20 protein-coding genes are annotated in these 21784 nt (G+C 67.2%); 6 read left to right on the forward strand and 14 right to left on the reverse strand.

Annotation, left to right across the window (positions count from 1 at the left end; all coding sequences use genetic code 11):
• Positions 1–74: 74 nt before the first annotated feature.
• The 3 genes from sodC (at position 75) to GFS60_RS07565 (ending at position 3398) form a co-directional block, all read left to right on the forward strand.
• Positions 75–791 (forward strand): superoxide dismutase[Cu-Zn], encoded by a 717-nt coding sequence (gene sodC, locus GFS60_RS07555; protein ID WP_159920110.1) that lies wholly within the window; start codon positions 75–77, stop codon positions 789–791.
• Between the two features lie 75 nt (positions 792–866).
• Positions 867–1991 (forward strand): glutamate--cysteine ligase, encoded by a 1125-nt coding sequence (locus tag GFS60_RS07560; RefSeq protein ID WP_159920112.1) that lies wholly within the window; start codon positions 867–869, stop codon positions 1989–1991.
• Between the two features lie 69 nt (positions 1992–2060).
• On the forward strand, positions 2061–3398 hold the full coding sequence (locus GFS60_RS07565) for a phosphatase PAP2 family protein (protein WP_236603483.1): 1338 nt from the start codon (positions 2061–2063) through the stop codon (positions 3396–3398).
• Here GFS60_RS07565 and mnhG read toward each other — a convergent pair.
• Genes mnhG through GFS60_RS07595 form a run of 6 tightly spaced genes read right to left on the reverse strand, consistent with a single transcriptional unit; the run spans position 3367 to position 9541 of the window.
• A complete protein-coding gene (gene mnhG / locus GFS60_RS07570; protein WP_159920116.1) occupies positions 3367–3705 on the reverse strand; it encodes a monovalent cation/H(+) antiporter subunit G in 339 nt (112 codons plus the stop codon). The genes GFS60_RS07565 and mnhG overlap by 32 nt on opposite strands.
• Positions 3702–3959, reverse strand: coding sequence for a monovalent cation/H+ antiporter complex subunit F (locus tag GFS60_RS07575; RefSeq protein WP_109327667.1), 258 nt, complete (start codon positions 3957–3959; stop codon positions 3702–3704). The genes mnhG and GFS60_RS07575 overlap by 4 nt, the downstream gene beginning before the upstream one ends.
• A complete protein-coding gene (locus GFS60_RS07580; RefSeq protein ID WP_159920118.1) occupies positions 3956–4528 on the reverse strand; it encodes a Na+/H+ antiporter subunit E in 573 nt (190 codons plus the stop codon). Before GFS60_RS07580 ends, GFS60_RS07575 begins: the two co-directional genes overlap by 4 nt.
• The gene (locus GFS60_RS07585; RefSeq protein WP_159920120.1) at positions 4525–6147 is read right to left on the reverse strand and encodes a Na+/H+ antiporter subunit D; all 1623 of its coding nucleotides are present in this window, start codon (positions 6145–6147) and stop codon (positions 4525–4527) included. Before GFS60_RS07585 ends, GFS60_RS07580 begins: the two co-directional genes overlap by 4 nt.
• Positions 6144–6710 (reverse strand): Na(+)/H(+) antiporter subunit C, encoded by a 567-nt coding sequence (locus GFS60_RS07590; protein ID WP_159920122.1) that lies wholly within the window; start codon positions 6708–6710, stop codon positions 6144–6146. The genes GFS60_RS07585 and GFS60_RS07590 overlap by 4 nt, the downstream gene beginning before the upstream one ends.
• Complete coding sequence (locus GFS60_RS07595) at positions 6707–9541, reverse strand: Na+/H+ antiporter subunit A (protein ID WP_159920124.1); 2835 nt, start codon at positions 9539–9541, stop codon at positions 6707–6709. The genes GFS60_RS07590 and GFS60_RS07595 overlap by 4 nt, the downstream gene beginning before the upstream one ends.
• 214 nt (positions 9542–9755) lie before the next feature.
• Here GFS60_RS07595 and GFS60_RS07600 point away from each other — a divergent pair, with 214 nt between their 5' ends.
• The gene (locus tag GFS60_RS07600) at positions 9756–10166 is read left to right on the forward strand and encodes an NUDIX hydrolase (RefSeq protein WP_159920126.1); all 411 of its coding nucleotides are present in this window, start codon (positions 9756–9758) and stop codon (positions 10164–10166) included.
• On the opposite strand, the gene GFS60_RS07605 is transcribed toward GFS60_RS07600, so the two are convergent.
• On the reverse strand, positions 10163–11533 hold the full coding sequence (locus GFS60_RS07605; RefSeq protein WP_159920128.1) for a hypothetical protein: 1371 nt from the start codon (positions 11531–11533) through the stop codon (positions 10163–10165). The two genes, GFS60_RS07600 and GFS60_RS07605, sit on opposite strands and share 4 nt — an antisense overlap.
• A gap of 111 nt (positions 11534–11644) precedes the next feature.
• Between GFS60_RS07605 and GFS60_RS07610 the strand changes: the two genes are divergently transcribed.
• The gene (locus GFS60_RS07610) at positions 11645–12397 is read left to right on the forward strand and encodes an isocitrate lyase/PEP mutase family protein (protein ID WP_159920130.1); all 753 of its coding nucleotides are present in this window, start codon (positions 11645–11647) and stop codon (positions 12395–12397) included.
• A gap of 39 nt (positions 12398–12436) precedes the next feature.
• On the opposite strand, the gene GFS60_RS07615 is transcribed toward GFS60_RS07610, so the two are convergent.
• The 6 genes from GFS60_RS07615 to GFS60_RS07640 are packed head-to-tail and all read right to left on the reverse strand — an operon-like array spanning position 12437 to position 18323.
• Complete coding sequence (locus tag GFS60_RS07615; RefSeq protein WP_159920132.1) at positions 12437–14617, reverse strand: AAA family ATPase; 2181 nt, start codon at positions 14615–14617, stop codon at positions 12437–12439.
• A gap of 26 nt (positions 14618–14643) precedes the next feature.
• Positions 14644–15504: a CDP-diacylglycerol--serine O-phosphatidyltransferase gene (gene pssA, locus GFS60_RS07620; protein ID WP_109327683.1), complete on the reverse strand. Its 861-nt coding sequence runs from the start codon at positions 15502–15504 to the stop codon at positions 14644–14646.
• Entirely contained in the window at positions 15501–16214 is a 714-nt protein-coding gene (locus tag GFS60_RS07625; protein ID WP_159920134.1) for a phosphatidylserine decarboxylase, read from the reverse strand. Before GFS60_RS07625 ends, pssA begins: the two co-directional genes overlap by 4 nt.
• A gap of 58 nt (positions 16215–16272) precedes the next feature.
• Complete coding sequence (locus GFS60_RS07630) at positions 16273–17331, reverse strand: DNA polymerase III subunit beta family protein (protein ID WP_201453520.1); 1059 nt, start codon at positions 17329–17331, stop codon at positions 16273–16275.
• Positions 17306–17824: a hypothetical protein gene (locus GFS60_RS07635; protein ID WP_284708582.1), complete on the reverse strand. Its 519-nt coding sequence runs from the start codon at positions 17822–17824 to the stop codon at positions 17306–17308. The genes GFS60_RS07630 and GFS60_RS07635 overlap by 26 nt, the downstream gene beginning before the upstream one ends.
• Before the next feature lie 43 nt (positions 17825–17867).
• Positions 17868–18323: an SRPBCC family protein gene (locus tag GFS60_RS07640; RefSeq protein WP_159920138.1), complete on the reverse strand. Its 456-nt coding sequence runs from the start codon at positions 18321–18323 to the stop codon at positions 17868–17870.
• Between the two features lie 551 nt (positions 18324–18874).
• Between GFS60_RS07640 and hutH the strand changes: the two genes are divergently transcribed.
• A complete protein-coding gene (gene hutH / locus GFS60_RS07645; RefSeq protein ID WP_159920140.1) occupies positions 18875–20422 on the forward strand; it encodes a histidine ammonia-lyase in 1548 nt (515 codons plus the stop codon).
• A gap of 14 nt (positions 20423–20436) precedes the next feature.
• Here the strand turns inward: hutH and GFS60_RS07650 are convergent, their stop codons facing one another.
• A complete protein-coding gene (locus GFS60_RS07650; protein ID WP_159920142.1) occupies positions 20437–21693 on the reverse strand; it encodes an NAD(P)/FAD-dependent oxidoreductase in 1257 nt (418 codons plus the stop codon).
• Between the last annotated feature and the right edge of the window lie 91 nt (positions 21694–21784).

The raw sequence follows: 21784 nt of genomic DNA on the forward strand, positions 1-21784 counted from the left end.
ACCGGAAGGCCGGTCCAGGGGCGTCGTGGTTATGATCAGTTGCACTTCTTCGCCACCTCAAAGGAGCGGTTTTGATGGCCTCGAGTACTACCCGTCGGATGTCCTGGCGCATTGTCACCCCCGTGGTGGCCATCGCTGCCTTGGGGCTGACCGCCTGCAGTAACAACGAGGAGCCGTCCGACGTCTCGGGCACCACGCCCCCCGTGTGGACCGGAGCCGCCGATCCCAGTGCCGCAGACGTTCCCGGCGACGCAGGCCACGGTTCGGCCGGCGGGCACAGCGAGAGCGGAAGCGGAAGCGAAACCCTCACTGCGACGTTCAAGAATGCCGAAGGTAACGACGTCGGCACCGCCACCTTCACACAGTCCGGCGAGCACGTCGAGGTCACCGTGTCGGTCAAGGATCAGACTCCCGGATTCCACGGGTTCCACGTGCATTCGGTCGGCAAGTGTGAGACGAATTCCGTCGCCCCCACCGGCGGTGCACCCGGCAACTTCCTCTCCGCCGGTGGACACTTCCAGGTCGAGGGACACTCCGGCCACCCGTCCAGCGGCGACCTCACCTCGCTGCAGATTCTCGAAGACGGTACCGGCGAATTGGTCACCACCACTGATGCGTTCACGGTGGAGGACTTGAAGAACAGCGAAGCCGGGACCGCGGTCATGATCCACTCCGGCGCCGACAACTTCGCAAACATCCCCACCCGATACGCACCCGCTCCCGATCAGGAAACCCTGAGCACCGGGGACGCAGGCTCACGTGTGGCCTGCGGTGTCCTGGGCGAAAGCTGAGATGCCCGACATCCCGGTTGACGCCGGGATGTCGGTGTACTGCCGCACCGTGCGGCCTGTGGTTGGATCGGAATCGTGGTAGTTCCCTTTCCCGGTTCGCCGCGGCCGACACTGGGTGTCGAGTGGGAGATCGCGCTGGTCGACAGGGTCACGCGCGATCTCTCCAACACCGCCGCCGAGGTGTTCGATGCGGTGGCGAATCTGGCGGGCCCCGAGGATCCGCGCATCACCAAGGAGTTGCTGCGCAACACCGTCGAACTCGTGACCGGCATCCACTCCACCGTCGGCGAGGCGATGAGTGATCTCGACGAGTCGCTCGATCTGCTGCGGCGGGCCGCCAACCCTTTGGGTGTCGACCTGATCTGCGCCGGCACCCACCCGTTCGCGCAGTGGTCCACCCAGTTGGTCACCCGCACACCCGACTACGACGAGCTGATCGAACGCACGCAGTGGTGGGGGCGGCAGATGCTGATCTGGGGTGTGCACGTTCACGTCGGTGTGTCGTCACCGCAGAAGGTGTTCCCGATTCTCAATGCTCTGCTGCAGCGTTATCCGCATCTACTGGCGTTGTCGGCGTCGTCACCGATGTGGGCGGGCGTCAACACCGGGTACGCCAGTAACCGTGCGCTGATGTTTCAGCAGCTGCCCACGGCGGGGTTGCCCTACCAGTTCGCGAATTGGGCGCAGTACGAGGACTTCATCAGTGATCAGATGAAAACCGGGGTGATCACCAAGATCGGCGGCATGCACTGGGACATCCGCCCGGCTCCGCGCTGGGGCACCATCGAGGTGCGGGTTTTCGATGGAATTTCGACCCGGGCCGAACTCGGTGCGCTCGTGGCGCTCGTGCATTGCCTGATCGTCGATCTGGACCGGCGTTTCGAGGCCGGCGAGAACCTGCCGAACCTGCAGCCGTGGCATGTCAAGGAAAACAAGTGGCGGGCGGCGCGGTACGGGCTCGACGCCGAGATCATCCTCGACTCGGACAGCAACGAGAGGCTCGTCACCGACGACCTGAACGATCTGCTCGAGAAGCTCGCACCCACCGCTGCGCGCATCGGGTGTGCGGACGAACTGGCGGCTGTGGCCGATATCCCGCGCCGCGGGGCCTCCTATCAGCGCCAACGCCAGGTCGCGGAGGCGACTGGGGGCGATCTGGTGGCCGTCGTCGATGCTCTCGTGAAGGAGCTGGGCACCTGACACCGCGGTACCGGGGTCGGACGCTTGTCCACCTTCCGTTCATGTGTTGTTTACACTTGCCGGGTGTCGATCGACGAAGTAGCCGTTGCACGGCCGGGGAGGTCCGTCGACCGGTCCCCCACGCTCGTTGCCGGTGGCGTGCTGGGGGTCGTGGCTGCGCTGGTGACGGTGCAGTTGCTCGCGTCGGCGCAGGGATTCCAGGGGCCACTCGAAAGCCTGGTCCGTGACTATGTTCTGACCCCGAAGTCGGCGTCCGTCCCTTGGGCGGGGCTCGCGCTCGCGATGGTCGGGCTCACGTCACGGCAGCGGATCGTGGCCCTATCGGCCGCGGCCGGCATCGATGTGTCCGTTGCCGCTGTGCGGTACGCGGCGGGAGGCCCTCTCACCGTCGGAAACGGTGCGACGTGGGTCCTCACCGCGGTGGGTGTCTACGCCGCGGTCCGGTGGACCGGCGAGCAGCGGCACAGCGCGCTGAAGGGGGTGGCGCTCGGTGCCCTGCTCATTCTCGCGACCAAGTTCGGCGATGCGTGGTTGCAGATCACGATCATGGCCGGCCCGATGGTTCTCGACGAATACGCGCAGCTCGCCGACCATGCGCTGGGAAACCCGTCGTGGCACATGGGACAGCTGGTCGATGCGCTCGGTTCGGTCGGCTACGGGGTTCTGCACTGGGTCTACATCGAACTCCCGGTCGCCGCGATCGCGGTGGCGATCTATCAGCTGCGAAACGGATGGCCCCCGCACTATCTCGTCCGCACGTTCCTGCTGATCGGCCTCGTCGGGCCCATCTTCTACCTTCTCTTCCCCGTGGTCGGGCCGATCTTCGCATTCGGCACCGACGGGCAGGGCTTCCAGGCCGGCAACTACTGGCCGAATTTCGTTCCGACTCCCGACTTCACCCCCGCGCCGATGGCGTTCGATGCGGTGACACCCCGCAACTGCATGCCCAGTCTGCACACTGCCTGGGCGCTCGCGCTGTTCATCCACTCGCGCGGCGGCACCTGGTGGCTTCGGCTCGGCGGCACGTTCTGGCTGGTATGCACTCTCACCGCGACGCTCGGCTTCGGCTATCACTACGGAGTCGACCTGGTGGCGGGAGCCGTGCTCTGCCTGACCATCGAGTCGGCCCTGCGGGACCCCGAACGGGGGTGGGGCTGGTTCCGGATTCGGCTCGTCGGGGGCGGGACGATCACACTCGTCGTACTGCTGCTCAGCTACCGCTATCTGGCTGTGCCGATGGGCCGCTTCCCCGAGGTCTCGGGACCGATCGTGATCGGTGTCCTCGCCGCTGTGATTCTCGGGTTCTACGCGACCTTCTTCGCCCGCGAGGACAGCGCGCTGCACCGCTGGGGCACCGTCGGCTCCCGGCCTGTGGTCACGGCCGCTCTGGAGGCTCCAGCTCGTTGATCATCATCAGCCCGTCCTGATCGCGTTGCTCCCGGTACGCGACGCGGCCGACGCTGTGCGCGATGACGGGCGCGGTGAAGAGAGTGAAGACGCCGACGAGGATCAACATCCAGATGTCGACGTTGCCCCGCAGTTCGATTACGGCGCCCACCAGCACCATGTTCAGTCCGACCACCTGCGGTTTGGTGGCGGCGTGCATCCGCCGCAGAGTGTCGGGGAAACGCACGATGGCGATGGCCGCGGTGAGCGCGAGAAGAGAGCCCGCCAGCATGAGACCGGCGCCGATGTAGTTCAGGAGACTGGTCATTTGTCACTCACTCGGAAGCGGGCCACCGACACGGAGCCGATGAAGCCGACCAGCGACAGGGCGACGATGGCAGGGACGATCGTGGTGTCGCCCGTGTAGGCGGCCCACACCGCGAGACCACACATGGCGAGCGCGATCAGGGTGTCGAGGGCGACGAGGCGGTCCAGCGAGTTGGGCCCGTCGAGAAGCCGAAAGGTGGTCAGCACGCCGGCGATCACCAGAACGATCCCGGATATGACGGAGACGACTGTCATGTGGTGCCCTTCGGAGTGGGGTCCTCGTACTGCTCGTCACCGAAGTGCCAGGCACTCGGCTTCCATTCGGAGTCGCGCTCGAAGGCGGCGATGAACAAGCGTTCCAGTTGCGCGACCGTGCGGTAGAACTGGCCGACCGCCTTCGCCGAACCCATGTCGAGTACATGGACGTACACGATTCGTCGAACCTGATCGATCTCGAGCACCATCGTTCCCGGGATGAGATTCACGACGTCGATGAACAGGGTTAGGACCAGATCCGATTTGATTCCGAGTTGGTACCGCAGAACGCCGGTGACCGGTGGTGGACCGGGGCGTACCGCCAGCCAGGCGATCTGCAGGCTCGATTCGAGCGAGTAGTAGACGAATTTCCAGGCCAGCCGGAGAAGCGACAGGACGTGCACGCGTCCCTGGACCGGCACCCCCGGCAGGGGCATGAGCACCATGATCAGCACACCGACCGCCGCTCCACCGACCACGTTGGCGATGCTGAGGTTTCCCCACAGGAGAATCCATACGGCCGTCAACCAGACCAGTGCGCTGAGTTGGAGAAATCTCTCGCGTTTCATCGCGGCGCCTCCTGCGCTTCGGCCCCGCTGCGATCGCCCAGGACGGCGGTGATGTAGATCGAGCGGTCCTGCAGGTCGGTGGCGGCACGGTCGCTGATCGAGATGATCTGCCCGGCGAAGACCGTCATGGCCAGGCCGACCCCGACGAGCGCGACCGTGGGAAGCAACATCATTGCGGGGATGCGCCCCACGTCGGCGCGGTCGTCGAACGGGATGTCGGCCTCGGACTCGTCGATCAGTGCCGACGGGCTGACATCGGCGAGGTCACCTTCCGGGGCGTCGGCGCGGGCCCGCCAGAACGCCTTGGTCCAGATGCGGGCCACCACGTACAGGGTGAGCAGGCTGGTGAGGGTGCCGCCGCCGACGAGGATCCAGGCCAGTACCCCGGCGTCCGCGGAACCTGCTTGCAGGAGGGCCACTTTGCCGATGAACCCGGAGAACGGCGGGATGCCCCCGAGGTTCAGCGCAGGGACGAGGAAGACGATGGCGAGGACGGGGCTGGCGGCGGCGAGCCCGCCGAGCCGGCGCAGCGACGACGACCCGGCCTGTCGTTCGATGAGACCGACGACGAGGAACAGCGTGGTCTGCACGAGAATGTGGTGCGCCACGTAATAGATGGCACCCGAAAGTCCCGACTGCGTGGACAGCGCGATACCGAACACCATGTAGCCGATGTGACTGACCAGGGTGAAGGACAGCAGGCGTTTGATGTCGCTCTGCGCGATCGCACCGAAGATGCCGACGAGCATCGTCAGCAGGCCGCACACCATCAGAACGTTGTCGAGTTCGCCCTCCGGGAACAGCAGCGTGTGTGCGCGGATGATCGCGTACACACCCACCTTGGTGAGCAGACCCGCGAAGACGGCCGTGACCGGTGCCGGCGCGGTCGGGTAGGAGTCGGGGAGCCACGTCGAAAGGGGGAAGACCGCGGCCTTGATCCCGAACGCCACGAGCAGGACACAGAAGATGGCGGTGCGCGTGCCCGACGGGATGCCGTCGAGCCGGGTGGCCATGTCGGCGAGGTTGAGGGTGCCGGTGGCCGCGTAGGCGAAGGAAATGCCGGCCAGGAAGATCAGCGACGACACCATCGACACCATCACGTAGGACACGCCCGCGCGGACCCGCTCGGCGCTCGCTCCCAAAGTCAGCAGGACGAAGCTGGCCGCGAGCAACACCTCGAAACCGACATACAGGTTGAACAGGTCACCGGCGAGGAAGGCGTTGGATATTCCTGCCGTGAGGGCCAGGTACGTGGGCAGGAAGATCGAGACGGGCTGGTCTTCACTTCCGTCGCGGATGCCCTGACCGACCGCGTATGCCATGACGGCCAGCAGCACGATCGACGAGACGACGAGCATCATCGCGGACAAACGGTCGACGACGAGGGTGATGCCGATGGGGGAGTCCCAGCCGCCCACTTGAATCGCCGTCGTACCGTCGCGGTCCGCGAGGTACAGGAGCAGCGCGGACACGACCAGCACGGCGATCAGTGCGGTGAGGGTGATCACCCGCTGGGCCCGGGGACGCCGGCCGAGTACCAGGGTCGCGGCGGCGGCGAGCATGGGCACGAGAACGGGCAGCGGCGCGAGTGTGGTGACGAGGTGCGGGGACAGGGTCACGGCTTCTTTCCGATCGTGGCCTTGTCGTCTTCGTCGTCGTCGAAATCGCCGGTGTGCAGCTCCTCGTAACCCTCGAGGTCTTCGAGGTTCCGTAGTGCTTCCAAGGGGATGGGATTACCGTTCCGGTCGAAGGCGTCACCGGTGAAACTGGGCTCGCCGGTGACGGGGTCGTCGGAGCGGTCGCGGTCGGGGGCTTCCGAGGGCGAACGCCGCAGCAGGACCCGGGTGTCTTCGGGGTCGTTCTCGACGAGGTCGGCGGTGGTGATCTTGAACGACCGGTACGCGAGAGCCAGGACGAAGGCCGCAATGCCCATGGTGATGACGATTGCGGTGAGGACCATGGCCTGCGCGAGGGGATCGGCCATCGACTCGTGGATGGAGTCGCGGCCCACGATCGGGGGATTGCCGTCCGAGCCACCCGACGTGAGGATCAGAAGATTGATCCCGTTGCCGAACAGCAGCAGTCCCAGGAGCATGCGCGTGATGCTGCGCTCGATGAGCAGGTAGACGCCTGCAGACACCAGGACGCCGATGATGACGAGGAATCCGATGTTTGCACTCATTTCTGGTTCACCTCGATCTGTGCATCGAGACGTGCGCCGAGACTGCGGAGCACGTCGAGGACGAGACCGACCACGATGAGGTACACACCCAGGTCGAAGAACAGTGCGGTGACCAGCTTGATGTGTCCCAGCAGCGGGACCGTCACCTCGAACACTGCGGACGACAGCACGGGTGCGCCGAGGAACAACGACACCAGGGCCGTTCCCGCGGCGAGTGTGAGGCCCAGCCCGAGAATTTTGCCGGCGTCGATCGGGACCGTTTCTCCCAGCTCGTACCGACCGCCCGCGAGATAGCGCAACACAAGGGCGAGCCCCGCGGTGAGACCGCCGGCGAATCCGCCACCGGGTGCGTTGTGCCCGGAGAAGAAGAAGTACACCGACAGCACCATGATCGTCGGGAAGATCAGCCGGGTGGTCACCTCGAGAACCAGCGAACGGTGTCGGGGATCGATGAGATCTCCACCGAGCAGCCAGGTCGTCTCCGACTGCGCGGACGCCTGTTCGACGGTGACCGCAGGGGCGTCCGACAAGCGGGGCGCACTGCCGAAGCGGCGATTGCGGAACACCAGACTCGCGACACCCGTCGCGGCGACGAGCAGAACCGAGATTTCACCGAGCGTGTCCCAGGCTCGGATGTCGACGAGTAGGACGTTCACGACATTCTTGCCGTTTCCGATGTAGTACGCGGCGTCGGGAAGCAACCCATGAATGGGCACCGTGTTGCGGGCGTTGATCGCGTAGGCACCGATCGTGGTGATGGTGGCGCCGACCGCGACGGCGAGCAGTGCCCGGGGCAGCTTGAAACCGATCGCCCTGCTCTCGTCGACCTCGGCGGGAAGCTTGCGGAACACCAGCACGAAGATCACCAGAGTCAGCGTTTCGACGAGGAACTGGGTCAGTGCCAGGTCCGGGGCGCCGTGCAGCGCGAACAGGACACCGCAGCCGTATCCACTGAGGCCGACGAGGATGACGCTGGCCAGCCGGTTGCGCATCACCGTCGCCGCGAGCGCGGCCGCCACCATCATCAGCCCGATCACGAACTGCACCGGCGAGTCCCACAGTCGGAGGTCGGCGTCGGTGCGGCTGCCGGTGAACAGCAGAACGAGCGGCAGCACGACGAGCGTGGCGAGAATGATCGCCTGGGTCCGGGGGAGCGAACCGCGCTGGGTGGCGCCGGTCAGCCGCATCGACAGGGCGTCCATGAAGCGGAGTGTCGCGTCGTAGATGCGGTCGGCGTTGCCGAGCGGTGGATGCTCGAACCGCAACCGGATGACCCACCGTTGCGCAACGAACAGGGCGGTGCCGACGGCGAATACGACCACCGTCAACAGTAGGGCGGTGTTCACGCCGTGCCACAGCGCGAGGTGGTAGTCGGAAGCGCCCTCGGCAGGCAGAGTCTGCGAGTACGGAACCAGCAGCTTCTCGAGTTGGGGTGACGCCACACCCGCGGCCAGACCGAGCACCGAGAGCACCGCGGGCGCGGCCAGGAACATCGGGCCGGGGGCGTGCATTTTCTGCACGGCAACGGTGGGATTCTCGAGCCGCTTGCGCCCGAATGCCCCCCACATGAACCGCACGCTGTAGGCGAAGGTCAGAATCGATCCGACCACCACCACGGCCACGGCCACGAGGCGAGCGGGGTCCGCGAGCGCCGTGGTGCTCAGCAACGAGTCGAAGGCTGCTTCCTTGCCGACGAAACCCAGGAACGGCGGCAGTCCGGCCATGCTGGCCGCGGCAAGGGCCGCGAACACCGTCAGCGCCGGTGCGCGGGCGCCCAGGTGGCCCAGTTTCCGGATGTCCCGGGTGCCGGTGGAGTGGTCGATGATCCCGACCACCATGAACAGCGCCGCCTTGAACATCGCGTGGGCGACCACCATGGTCAGCCCCGCCAGCATGGCGTCCCGCGTACCCAGACCCACGAGCACCATGAGAAATCCGAGCTGACTGACGGTGCCGAACGCGAGGACGAGTTTGAGGTCGAAGGCCCGCAGCGCACGCCACCCCGCCAGCACCATCGTCAGCAGCCCGAGCGTGACGATGGTGAATCGCCACGGGGCGGCGTCGGCGAAGCCGGGGGTCAGCCGGGCTACCAGATAGATGCCGGCCTTCACCATGGCGGCGGCGTGCAGATAGCCGCTGACCGGAGTGGGGGCGGCCATCGCTCCGGGCAGCCAGAAATGCAACGGGACGATCGCGGATTTCGACAGCGCACCGATGAGGACCAACACAACGCCGACACCGGCGAGCCAGCCCCGGGGTGCGACCTCGATCAATTCCGACAGGTTGTACGTGCCACCGACCTGGCCGAGGATGATGATGCCGACGAGCATGGCCAGCCCACCCGCGGTGGTGACGAGCAGCGCCTGCGTCGCGGCCCGGCGACTCGAGGCGCGCTCGGCATAATGGCCGACCAGCAGGAACGACAGGACCGTCGTCAGCTCCCAGAAGGTGTACAGCAACAACATGTTGTCGCTGGCGACGAGCCCGAACATTGCGCCGGCGAACGCCACCATCTGCGCGGCGAAAATACCCAGCCGCGGCTCGTCGTCGGTGAAATACCGCGCGCAGTACATCAAGATCAGGGCGCCGATCCCGAGGACGAGCACCGACATGATGGCGGCCAGGGGATCGAACCAGAAGTCGATGTTCATCGACAGGCCGGGGATCCACTCGAGTGCGACGGTCTGCACCGTCCCCCAGTGCGCGATCACCCAACCGAGAGATACCAGCGGGACGAGCGCGAGCGGATAGAAAGCGTTGCGGCCGAACATGCGCACCACAAGCGGAGCCAGAACGGCGGCGACAGCATGGGCGAGCAGAACAGCGAGCAAAAGGCACTCCGTCGTTGGTCAGCGGGCGGCGGGGTGTCGGAACGCAGCGAACCGAGTCGGTGTAGACCGTTCGCGAAGCTAGCGAGTTGGTCTACGACGTACATCTTACTGGTTCCAGGTTTCGGCCTCGAGTCCCGGCAAACCGGACGAAACGGGCGGGCCTGTCACGCTGCGTCATTTCAACGCCGCGGCGGGCTGTTCTATCTTGTGAGGCGTGCCCGCCGAGATCCGAACCGCAGCCCTCGCTCACATCCGCCGGAGGCGGCTTCTGCAGACGAGATCGGTCGGAAAGTCGGCGTTCTACATGGCCGGCGGCAAGATTGATCCCGGCGAGAACGCCGAAGAGGCGCTGCACCGGGAAATTCGGGAAGAACTCGACGCCGCAATCGTGGACGGCACCCTCGAGCAACTGGGAGTCTTCGAAGCGCCGGCGTACGGGCATCCCGAAGGCACCGCCCTGCACATGACGTGCTTTCTTGCAGAACTGAGCGCTGAGCCGCGGCCCACGAGCGAGATCGCGGAACTGCGGTACTTCACGGTCGACGAGTACGCGGCGATGCCCGACGTCGCGCCCGGTTCGATGCTGGTGTTTCGCCGGCTGCAGTCGCTGGGTCTGCTCGACTAGGTGAGCGGTGCGGTCGTTTCCAGCGGTAGGCGACGCGACCGTATCGAGTAGGCGCAGTACGCCACGACGGCCAGCATCGCGATCCCGGCGAGATGGTCCGATGCCGTCGAGGCGGGCGAGGGACCGTCGGGGGTGAACGCCGCCACAGCGCCGAGCGGTTCATGGGCGCCGGCATACACGACCCGGCTGCCCGGGATGGTGGTTGCCGCCACGAAGACGAGCGAGGCGAACGGCAACGCCAGACCCAGAACCGCGACCGGCGCCGACGCGGGGAGCGCGGCTGCCAGCGCAAAACCCATCCCGGTGCACAGGACGAAGAGCCGGGCGAGAAGGAGGACGGCGTCACTGCCGAACTCGGGTTGTATGGCGGTGGTCAGGGGAACGAGGGCGGCGAGCCCGAGCCCCCAGTACGGTCGTCGCAACGTCGGAGGAACCCGGACCGCGACCGCGATGCCCAGTGCCAACGCTGTGACACCGACGATCAGGACGGCGGAGGCGGGGGTTGTCACGCGCGGGGTCCGGAGGTCGTCGAGGACGGGCATGGCCGCGGCGGTGACTGCCGTGGCGGCCAGCAGGAAATGCCCGTCGGCACCGGGGAGCAAGCGTGCGGACACCTCCGTGCACACCAGCACCACCACGAGGCAGAAGGCAATGATCAGCCACACCGTCAGCGGTTCACCGAATTCGTGGTCGTCGATCCACGCGCCGAGTAGCCGGTTGAGGAGAGCGAGAGCCAGTGCCGCGGCCAATGCCGTCTGGAGGGTTCGACGTTCGGGACGCTGCACCCGGAACTGCTTCTGGGCGAGGGCGGTCGACACGAGGGCCAGTACCAGCGTCCCGATCAGCAACCACATCGGTGGTTCCCCGATCGCGGACGTACTCCGGCTTGCCGGCTCGAGATACTCGGTGTCACCGCGTGGTAGTCGCGCGACGCTCGCGAGAACGAACGCTCCCGCCGCGCCGAGCGTCAGCGTCAGCTGCGGACCCCACCGTCCCCACACTGCGGCGACCGCGGCTCCGAGAAGAATCCCCGCGGTCGCGGTCTTCGCGAAGTGCAACGCGATCAGCGTGTCGACACCACTTGCCCCGGCCACCGCCGAGCGGGTTGCGATCAGGACGAGTGCACACGCCGCGGCGACGATCCACGAGGCGCGGCGTGAGCCCGACCGCTGCAGTCCGGCCACAGCGATCACGGCGAGGACGAGGGCAACCACGACACCGGTCGGCTGGCTGCTGAGCCACCGGTCGATCTCACGATCCGACGCATAAATGGCCCACGCGCGATTGCGGGGATTGGTGAGAACGAACCCGGCCAGTGCGCCGGAGGCGAGGGCCGCCGCCGCCGACAGGGGTTCGCGGAAGTCCATCCACTCACGGTACTCGAGCAGCGAGGAATGGACGGCACCCACCTCGCGTTGCCAACGAAGGCGTACCGAGAACGACTCCGTCCAACACTTTCCGAGGCGAGGAGCCCACCCATGACGTCGATCCACGAGAAGGCCACAACGCTGCTGCAGCTGCATCAGCCCGGTAACCCGGTCATCCTGCCGACGGTATGGGATGCGTGGTCCGCGAATCTGGCTGTCGCCGCGGGTTTCCGAGCACTCACGGTCGGTAGCCATCCGGTGTCGGACTCGATCGGCAAGCCCGACAACGAGGGAATCACCTTCGACGAGCTGCTGCATCGGATCGCCCAGATCACCTCCGCCGTCGACCTGCCCATCTCGGTGGACATCGAATCCGGCTACGGGGAGGAACCAGCTCGCCTCATCGACGGCTTGATCGGCGCCGGCGCCGTGGGGCTGAACATCGAGGACACCGTCCACAGTGAAGGCGGTCGGCTGCGTGAGCCGCAGGAGCACGCCGACTTCGTGGGGAAACTACGCCAGGCCGCCGACGCCGCAGGCGTGCACGTCGTGGTCAATGCGCGGACCGACCTGTTCGTCAAGAAGGTCGGTGACGATGCCGATCGCGTCGACCGTGCCATCTCCCGGCTGAAGCTCGCAGCCGACGCCGGCGCCGACGTCCTGTACCCGGTAGGCCGCCACGATGACGCCACCCAGAAACGTCTCACTTCGGAGCTTCCGCTGCCCGTCAACGCGATCGGCCTGCCCGACCAGGACGACCCGGCATCCTTCGGGCCGCTCGGCGTCGCACGCGTGAGCTTCGGTCCGTTCTTCCAAGCTGCCCTCGCCGCGCACGCCGCGACGTTGCTCGGCCGCTGGTCCTGACCCGTGAGTACTTGTTAACCGCGGGCGGTTAACAAGTACTCACGGGCGCGACAGCGCATAGGCCTTGAGGTGCGCCACTTGCTCGGGGTCGAGCGAGGGGCGCACCTTCTCGCGTGCTGCGGCCACGTCGCCGGCGGTGACGTCGGCGGCATCGATGCTCCGGCGCATCGCGGCGAGCGCGGCTTCGCGGAGGAGCGCCGAGCAGTCGGCGGCCGAGTAGCCGTCGAGGTTGTCGGCCAGGTCGTCGAGGTCGACGTCGTCGGCGAGCGGGACCGAACTGCCCGCGGTCCGCAGGATCGCCTTGCGCGCCTCCGCGTCGGGCGGCGGCACGAACACCAGTCGTTCGAGGCGTCCGGGCCGCAGTAAGGCGGGGTCGATCAGGTCGGGTCGGTTGGTGGCGCCGAGCACCACGACATCGCGCAGAGGCTCGACGCCGTCGAGTTCGGTCAGCAGCGAGGCCACCACGCGGTCGGAGACACCGGAGTCGGAACTCTGACCGCGGCGCGGGGCCAGCGCGTCGATCTCGTCGAGGAAGATGAGGGACGGCGCCGAGTCGCGGGCCCGCTGGAACAACTCGCGCACCGCCTTCTCGGACGCGCCCACCCACTTGTCCAGCAGCTCTGCGCCCTTGACGGCATGCACGCTGAGGTGTCCCGTACTGGCAAGGGCCCGAACAAGGTAGGTCTTGCCGCAGCCGGGAGGTCCGTACAGCAGGACTCCGCGCGGAGGGTCGACACCGAGGCGTGCAAACGAATCCGGATGCTGCAACGGCCACAGCACCGCCTCGGTGAGGGACTGCTTGGTTTCGACCATGTCGCCGACGTCGTCGAGAGTGAGGCTGCCGATGGCCAGCTCCTCGCTTCCCGACCTCGACAAGGGGCGGATCACGTCGAGGGCGCCGAGCAGATCCTCCTGGGTCAGAGCCGGGTCGGCCGGTGATTTGGTGGCGCGAGAGGCAGCCCGCAACGCTGCTTCCCGGCACAGTGCTGCGAGATCGGCCACCACGAATCCCGGCGACCTGGCCGCGATGGCATCGAGGGCGATCCCGTCGGTGGGCACCTTGCGCAGCAGCAGTTCGAGCAGGGCTCTTCGGGTGGCGCCGTCGGGCAATGTCAGGGCGAGTTCGCGGTCGCACAGTTCCTGGCCGCGCAGCCGGGTGTCGGTCGATTCCGGATGAGCGGTGGTCGCGACGAATGCGACACCGGCAGTGTCGACGGCACGGCGGAGTTGGTCGAGGATCAGGGCGGAGACGGGTTCCGGAGTCGCGGGCAGCAGGGTGTCGATGTCGGTGATGAGTAGCACCCCGCCGCCGCTGATCGCGTCGACTGCTGCTGTGGCCCGTTGCAGTCGTGCACCGGCTTCGAGGGCGCCGACGCTGGGGCCGTCGAGTTCGACGACGCGCCGCGACGCCAGCACGGAGCGGGCCAAGGTGGCTTTACCGACGCCACCCGGCCCGGTCACGAGGACACCCAGGTGAGGCGACGCCCCGAGCTTGCGGAGCAGTTCGGGTTCGTCGAGCGCGAGTCCCAGCCACTCGGTCAGTTTGGCGGCCTGGGTCTGCGCCCCGACGAGGTCCTCGACGGGCAGGGGTGGGACGGACTGGGATTCGGTCACCGTCGCCGACAGGCGCGCCGGTGCGGACGAGACCGCGGTGCGCGTTCCCGCACCCCACCCGACCGCGGTGTTGGGTTGCACACTCACCGGGCCGCCCGCCGGGTCCACCCCGGTGACGGTGAGCAGTTCCGACGTCCATGCGACGCCGAAGGTCCGGGACAGGGCCTGGGTTGCGGGCGCTGTGCTGGTCCCGGGGCCGAGGTCGCGGGGGAGCAGGGACACCGCGTCACCCACGCTGAGGACCTTCCCCAGGAGGGCTTGCCGCAGGGTGACATCCGAGATCGAGGTGACCGCCAGATTTGAGCCGCTGACCGTGACCGCTCTTCCGCCGTACACGGTCACCGGCGTCACGACGACGGTCGCGTTCTCGGTGAGGCCGGCATTCGACATCGTCACGTCGTCGAGCAGCGCGGTGCCCGTGGGCGTTCCGGCCGGCGCGATACCCGCCACCGCTGCCGTCCGGCGCGCCCCGACCAACGCGATCGCGTCCCACTCGCGGAGACCGAGCGCGGCGAGCGCTTCCGGATGCAGCCGTATGACGCCGCGTCGCGTGTCCGCGGCCGAAGTGTTCAGTCGGACTGTGAGCGCGAGTTCCGGTGAGGTCACGCGTCGAGCCTACGTGCGCGAGTGCACTATCGGGCTCGTGGACGGCGCAACCCGAGCCGCGCCGCGGAGCGCCGTCCGCGGGTGTCGGGCTGTCGCCGGATGGCTCGCCGTTCGGCCGGTTTGATCTCCCAGGTCTCCGGCCGCGCCGCCACCCACCGCTGCGAGCGGACGGCGAACGGAATGTGCGCCAGGTACACGGCGACGAGGGCCATCAACAGAATGAACGGATACGTGACCAACGCTGCCGCTGCGAGCGCCACCAGCACCAGCAGACCTGCTGCCATGCGAGGCGGCACGGACACGGTCTTGAGCGCCAGAGTCGGAATGCGGCTGACGATCAGGGCCGCGGAGAACACCGTCCACGCCACGACGACCGGATACGACGACCACCAGCCATCGCCCCACTGCGCTGCCGCCGCCAAGGGCGTGAGCGCTACCAAGGCTCCCGCGGGTGCCGGGACGCCGACGAAGTACTCGCTGGCGTAACCGGGCATATCGTCGTCGTCGAGCAGAGTGTTGAAGCGGGCGAGCCGCAGCACGATGCTCACTGCATAGATGAGCGCGATGATCCAGCCGAAACTCTGCCCGTCCAGCAGGGTGACGTACAGCACGAGGGCCGGGGCGACACCGAACGAGATGGAGTCGGCCAGCGAATCGAGCTCGGCACCCATTTTGCTGGTGGCGTCGAGGAGCCGGGCGATCCGCCCGTCGAGGGAGTCGAGCACCGCGGCGGCACCGATCATTGCCAGCGCGGTCCCGAGATCGCCGTCGAGCGCGAACTTCACCGCGGACAGCCCACCACACAACGCGAGAATCGTGACGACACTCGGCAGCAAGCGCACCGCTTGCCGTGGTCTCCCTCTCCGCTGCTTCGTACTGGCGATCACGGCAGTTGAGCGATGACGGTTTCGGCACCGATCGTCCGCTGGCCACGCTCCACCAGCAAGGTGGTGCCCGCAGGGAAGTAGGTGTCGACGCGGGAGCCGAACCGGATCAGACCGTAGGTGTCACCGATGGGGAGGGTGTCGCCGACCGCGGCGTCACACACGATTCGCCGGGCCAGCAGGCCGGCGATCTGCACCACTGCGACGTCGTGGCCGTCCGAGGTGTGCAGCAGCATGCTGTTGCGTTCGTTCACCTCGCTGGCATCGGCAAGGTCGGCGGACAGGAATTGACCCGACCGGTGCACGACTTTCTGCACCACTCCGCCGACGGGACTGCGCTGGACGTGGACGTCGAGCACGGACAGGAAGATGCTGACCCGGGGCAGGGGCTCGGAACCCATGTCGAGTTCGGCCGGCGGCACGGCGGTGTCGACGAGTGCGACTTCACCGTCGGCAGGCGCGACCGCTACGCCCACCCGGTTGGGCGGAACACGGTGCGGATGCCGGAAGAACGCGGCGCACGCCGCGGCAGAGGTCAGCGCACCACGCCGGACCCACTTGCGGTTGCGGCCGAGTAGGGCCACACCGAGCGGTGCGAGAACGAAGGGCAGTCCGGCCGGATGAAGCGGTGGGACGGCTCCCCGGGCGAGATCGACGAAGTGGCCGATCCCTGAGGTCTGCGCGGTTCCGGGTGGTCTGGGCTTACGGGCCACGGGCTCCTCTAACTGTGTCGGGCGGGACGGCTACCTGCCGTTGCGGCGCCCTCACAGGTTACGTGAGCGCGGCCGGCTGTAACGGCATCAGGAGAGAGTACGCACTCACCGAGGCGGAGGAGGAAACGGACCGCGGACGGATGGCGAGCGGTGCGATGGGGCCGCCGAAGCGGAACGTCAGCTGATCGCCGGGGAGGGCGGCGACCGCGTCGAGGAGAAAACCCGCGTTCACCTGTACGTGGAAGAGCACCGGCCGGTCTCGGCAGGGATCGGCAAAACCACGTTGCTGCGCGCCGACCACGATGGAACCAGAGTCGAGGACGCCGAGGTCCACCCGCTCGCCCCTCCCGGCAAGGACTGCCCGCAGTTCGGTCGCCGAGATCGTCGCTTCGGTTCCGGGAACCGCACTCGACAGACTGCGATGATCGGGGAACACTCCATCCAGTGCCTCGCTCACGAACTCTTCCTCCCCACAGCGCAGCGTGACGGTGCGTGCGTCCACGGTGACGGCAACCTGCCCATGTCGGCGCAGTCGGGGTGCAGCGTCCGTCAGGAACGTCGAAGGAACTGTGACCGCGATGGATTTCTGCGGCGAGTGCACTGCGGCGATCTCGGCGACCGCCAGCCGGTAGCGGTCGGTGGCGACGAGCCGCAGCACGTCACCGTCGGTCTCGAGATGGATTCCGCGCAACGCCGGAAACTCGGACTTCGGGTCGACGGCGAACCGGACCGATGCAACAGCATCGGCGAGGTCATCGGCATCGACTACGACGGTGCCTCCTCGCTCCACGCGCCCGTCCACGAGACGGTGTATCCGGGTCAGCTCGCGTCGTGCATCGGCAAGGCCCTGCTCGAGTCTGCACAGGTGCTGGTCGAGCAGAGCGTGCGGATCGGTACCGGACAGCACCGCCGTCATCTCCTTCACCGGCATCCCGACACGCCGCATCGCAGCGAGGAGAACGGCCGCGTCGACCTGCTGGTCGGTGTACCGACGGTAGCTGCTGTGCGGGTCGACAGTGTGCGGTGCCAACACGCCTGCCTTGTCGTAGAACCGCAGCGCACTGACCGACAGGCCGGACGCCCGCGACAGCTCACCGATGCTCAGCACGGCGTTCACTTTTGCCGAGGGGTATGACAGGTGCGGTCTCGTCGATGCGGCGACGCAACCGCGCGATGGCACCGCGAACGGTGCGGCCGTAGCCGTCTTCGGCGAGGTGGTGGGATTCCTCGGCGGCCCGGTCGAGGTGAAAGCGGGCTTCCGGGACATGCCCCAGCGCGAGATGGGCCGCCGCGACGTTGAGGTGCAGCGAAGGGTAGAACGCCGCCACCTGCAGTGAGGCGTCGTGCCGTTGCGCGCGATCATCCGTCAGCGTGTCCGCGGCCTCGAGCGCACGCAGATCCCAGCGCAGTTCCTCTGCGGGGTCGATCTGAACGTCGGCCATGTAGTGGGCGAGGGTCACGATGTGAAGGGGATCGCGAGTGCCCTCGGGAGACGCCTCGAGGGCGCCCCACACCTCGGCGAAGAGATGTCGGGCGCCCTCGGCGTCGCCTGCTGTCGCGAGTTCCTGGCCTCGACCGATCTGCGCCATCACGTCATCCGAGTTCTCCATGCGGTTCACGGTGAAGGCTCGACCAGGTCGAGAGTCAAGCGGGCTACTTCGCTTCGGCGGCTGCCTTGATACGGGCCAGGGTGGTGTTCATACCCTCGATCAGTTCGACCTCGAAGTCGTCGTTGCCACCCAGCACGGTCTTGATCAGGAATTGCGACACCTTGGTCGTTCCGGTCGGCGCCTCCCGGCGTTCGATGACCTTGGTTCCGCCGGCGGTGGGCTGGAGTTCGTACGACCAGATGGTGCGGTTCTCGACGACGCGGAAGGCGATCGACTTGTTCGGCTGGAAATTGACGACCTTCGAGGTGGTCGGCCACACGAGCATGCCCTTGCGGTTGATGTTGATCGTCTTCGTGCCTTCTTCGACCACACCGCCCAGGACGCGCATCGTGCGGCACTGCGGGCTCCACTCGCCCATCCGCTTCAGGTCAGACACCACCGCCCACACATCCTGCGGGGTCGCGTCGATTTCGATGCTTGCTTCGAGGGTGTTTGCCATCGGCTGTCTCCAGTCAGGGAAGGTGGTACGGGTAGTTACAACTACTTTGCCGTCATCGTAGGCGCTCGGAGAACGAGGATGTGCGGCAGGTCACTTCTTTGTACCCCGATGGGCTCGCCGCTTCGCTCCGGACAGGTTGTCGCTTCGCTCCGGACAGGTTGTCGCTTCGCTCCGGACAGGTTGTCGCTTCGCTCCGGACAGGTTGTCGCTTCGCTCCGCGCGCCTCACCGAAACTGTGTAACTCACGAGGCACGATGAGCGATAGAAAAATCAGTGCAATGGTTCGGTGCCAGCGCATTGGCACGTCGTCGAGTCGGTGTTCGGAAGTGATCGTCGTGAATGTTCATTCGATCCTGCGGCGGGACCGCAGCCCTCTCCCTCTACTCGAATCTGCCCGATTGCAAGGACGTCCGTCCTCGTGGCCGAGTGAAAAACTCGAACGTCTCATGACGCCACGCGAAATCGAAGAAGTTCTGCGCGGCGACGTGTAATCGCCGTTGGCACCCCGCATTTCCCGACCTACACCCCGCGCCGGGGTGGACACTGGGACTGTGGGTACCGAAGAGCCTGTCGTCGTCGGTGTCGGCCCGGTGTCCGCCGAAGAAGTGGTCCGGGTGGCCAGGCTCGGCGCCCCGGTGCGGATCTCCGAAGAGGCTCTGTCCACCATGGCGAAAAGTCGTCGGTGGATCGAGGCTCTCGCCGAGGATCCGAAACCGGTGTACGGCGTCTCGACGGGGTTCGGTGCCCTCGCGATCCGTCATATTCCGGTCGACAAGCGCGCGCAGCTGCAGCGCAGCCTGATCCGTTCCCACGCCGCCGGCAACGGGCCGGAGGTGGAACGCGAGGTGGTGCGTGCGCTGATGTTGTTGCGGCTCTCGACTCTCGCCACAGGCCACACCGGCGTTCGGCCGGAGGTCGCGCAGGTGTACGCGAACCTGCTATCGGCGGGTCTGACTCCGGTGGTGTACGAGTACGGGAGCCTGGGTTGTTCGGGCGATCTGGCGCCGCTGGCACATGTAGCCCTCGCCGTGATCGGTGAGGGCACCATACGGAACGCCGAGGGCTGTCCTACCCCCGCCGCCGACGCGCTGCGGGTCGCCGGAATCGCACCGGTGTCGCTGGAGGAGAAGGAGGGCCTTGCCCTCGTCAACGGCACCGACGGCATGCTGGGCATGCTGCTGCTGGCCTGCGAAGACCTGCGTCACCTGCTGCGTCTGGCCGACATCACGGCAGCGATGAGCGTCGAGGGTCTGCTCGGCACGGACAGGGTCTTCGCCGCCGACCTGCAGTCGCTGCGGCCGCATCCCGGGCAGGCCGCGGCGGCCGAGAACATGACTCGGCTGCTGGCCGGCTCCGAGATCGTGCGCAGCCACGCGGGGCCCGGGTGCACGGTGGTCCAGGACGCCTACTCGTTGCGCTGCGCCCCCCAGGTCGCCGGCGCCGCGCGCGACACCCTCGCCCACGCCCAGCAGGTCGCGGCGCGGGAACTCGCGAGCGCCGTCGACAACCCTGTGGTGACCGCGGACGGCCGCGTCGAGTCGAACGGCAACTTCCACGGAGCCCCACTCGGCTACGTCCTGGATTTCCTGGCGATCGTGGTCGCGGACGTGGCGAGCATGAGCGAGCGCCGCACCGACCGATTTCTCGACGTCGCCCGCAACCACGGGCTGCCCCCGTTCCTCGCCGACGACCCCGGCGTCGACAGCGGCCACATGATCGCCCAGTACACGCAGGCCGCGATCGTGTCCGAACTCAAGCGCCTGGCCGCGCCTGCGAGTGTCGACTCGATTCCGTCGTCGGCGATGCAGGAGGATCACGTGTCGATGGGGTGGTCGGCGGCCCGCAAACTTCGCCGCGCCCTCGACGGGCTCACCAGGGTCCTCGCGGTCGAGGCACTGACTGCCGCACGGGGACTCGACCTCCGTGCGCCGCTCGAGCCTTCGCCTGCAACGGGTGCCGTACGCGACGCGATCCGGGAGCACGTCGCCGGACCCGGAACCGACCGGTACCTGGCCCCCGAGATCGACGCGGTGGTGGCGCTCGCGTCGTCGGGCACCCTCCTGGCCCGCGCCGAGGCGGTGGTCGGCGCATTGGCCTGAGACGAAGGACGGGCTCAGCGTAGAGGGTCGAAATGCCGCAACACCGCGGACGGCTCGCCCCCCGTCATCGACTGGGCCACCAGGCGGCCCGTGAGTGGGCCGAGCGCGATTCCCCACATTCCGTGGCCGCCGGCAACGTGTACGCGAGGCGAGCGGGTGGCCCCGACGAGGGGCAGCCCATCGGTGGTGCACGGCCGTGAACCCACCCATTCCTCCTGGCGGGCATTCCAGTCGATACCGGTGAACAGGGGTGTCGCGGCATCGATGATGGCCTGGACCCGTCGGGGATCGAGCGGTGCGTCGGGACTCCGGAATTCCATCATTCCGGCGACACGGAAGCGGTCGTGCAACGGGGTGCACGCCACCCGCTGAGTGGGGAAGTACACGGGATTCTTGGGCATCTGCTGTGGCTGGACGCTGAAACTGTAGCCACGGCCGGCCTGGACCAGTGCCCGGACGCCGAAGGGACGTGCCAGTGTGCCCAGCCGGGCGCCGTTCGCGATCACGACCGCATCGGCCGACACCGAATCTCCGCGGGCAGAGGCGAGCCGAACGCCGGACGCGCCACGGTCCTGGACCGCGGTGACGTCGAATCCGGAGACGATGTCGCCACCCCGCGCGCGGACGGCGTCGGCGAGAGAATGCACGAACCGCGGCGGATCGATGAAGCGCTGGTTCCGCAGGCGGAGACCGCAGTGCACGCCCTCCCCGAGACTCGGTTCCAGGGAGTGAATCTCGTCGGTATCGAGCCGGTCGAACTCGACCTCGCCACCGATCGCCTCCACGTGGCGGAACTCGTCGACGAGCACTTCCCGGTCCGCGTCCGACGTGAACGCAGTGAGGAAGGGGTCGGCGAGGTGGGTGTGTTCGGCGACGCCGCCCTCGGCGAGTTGGTCGTAGGCGCCCAGGGAAATCCGGTTCACTTCGGCGAAGACCTTCATCGCCTCCGCCCATCGTGCGGGAGTGCAGTGCCGGGCGAAACCGACGAGGAAACGGAGGAGGCGGAGGTCGGTGGTGAACGGAACATACACGGGGGAGGAGGGATTCAGCATCGCGCGTAGGCCGTACTTCAGGACGGCGGGCTCCGGGAGCGGGAGGGTGAGGGCAGGAGCGAGCCACCCTGCATTTCCCCACGAGGCGTCGGCCGCAACACCTTCCCGGTCGACGACGGTGACGCGGACCCCACGCTCCTGTAGGAACCAGGCAGTGGACAGGCCGATGACACCGGCTCCGACGATCGCGACATGCTCCGGGCGCGCAGTTGTGCTCATGTGTCCATCATCGATCGACGATCACGCGGGGGGAGTAGCCGTTCGGCCAGTGCCGGACCGTCCACGTTGTGCAATCGGCCAGGGTGGGTCC

Source organism: Rhodococcus sp. WAY2 (assembly GCF_009859915.1).
Taxonomy (GTDB): Bacteria; Actinomycetota; Actinomycetes; order Mycobacteriales; family Mycobacteriaceae; genus Rhodococcus_F; species Rhodococcus_F oxybenzonivorans.

Excerpts from the sequence above, each read along its gene's own strand:
- sodC (WP_159920110.1), top strand. The coding sequence starts at position 75 with ATGGCCTCGAGTACTACCCGTCGGATGTCCTGGCGCATTGTCACCCCC.
- mnhG (WP_159920116.1), bottom strand. The coding sequence starts at position 3,705 with ATGACCAGTCTCCTGAACTACATCGGCGCCGGTCTCATGCTGGCGGGC.
- GFS60_RS07610 (WP_159920130.1), top strand. The coding sequence starts at position 11,645 with ATGACGTCGATCCACGAGAAGGCCACAACGCTGCTGCAGCTGCATCAG.
- GFS60_RS07580 (WP_159920118.1), bottom strand. The coding sequence starts at position 4,528 with ATGAAACGCGAGAGATTTCTCCAACTCAGCGCACTGGTCTGGTTGACG.
- GFS60_RS07640 (WP_159920138.1), bottom strand. The coding sequence starts at position 18,323 with ATGGCAAACACCCTCGAAGCAAGCATCGAAATCGACGCGACCCCGCAG.
- GFS60_RS07575 (WP_109327667.1), bottom strand. The coding sequence starts at position 3,959 with ATGACAGTCGTCTCCGTCATATCCGGGATCGTTCTGGTGATCGCCGGC.
- GFS60_RS07635 (WP_284708582.1), bottom strand. The coding sequence starts at position 17,824 with ATGGAGAACTCGGATGACGTGATGGCGCAGATCGGTCGAGGCCAGGAA.
- GFS60_RS07650 (WP_159920142.1), bottom strand. The coding sequence starts at position 21,693 with ATGAGCACAACTGCGCGCCCGGAGCATGTCGCGATCGTCGGAGCCGGT.
- GFS60_RS07605 (WP_159920128.1), bottom strand. The coding sequence starts at position 11,533 with ATGGACTTCCGCGAACCCCTGTCGGCGGCGGCGGCCCTCGCCTCCGGC.
- GFS60_RS07590 (WP_159920122.1), bottom strand. The coding sequence starts at position 6,710 with ATGAGTGCAAACATCGGATTCCTCGTCATCATCGGCGTCCTGGTGTCT.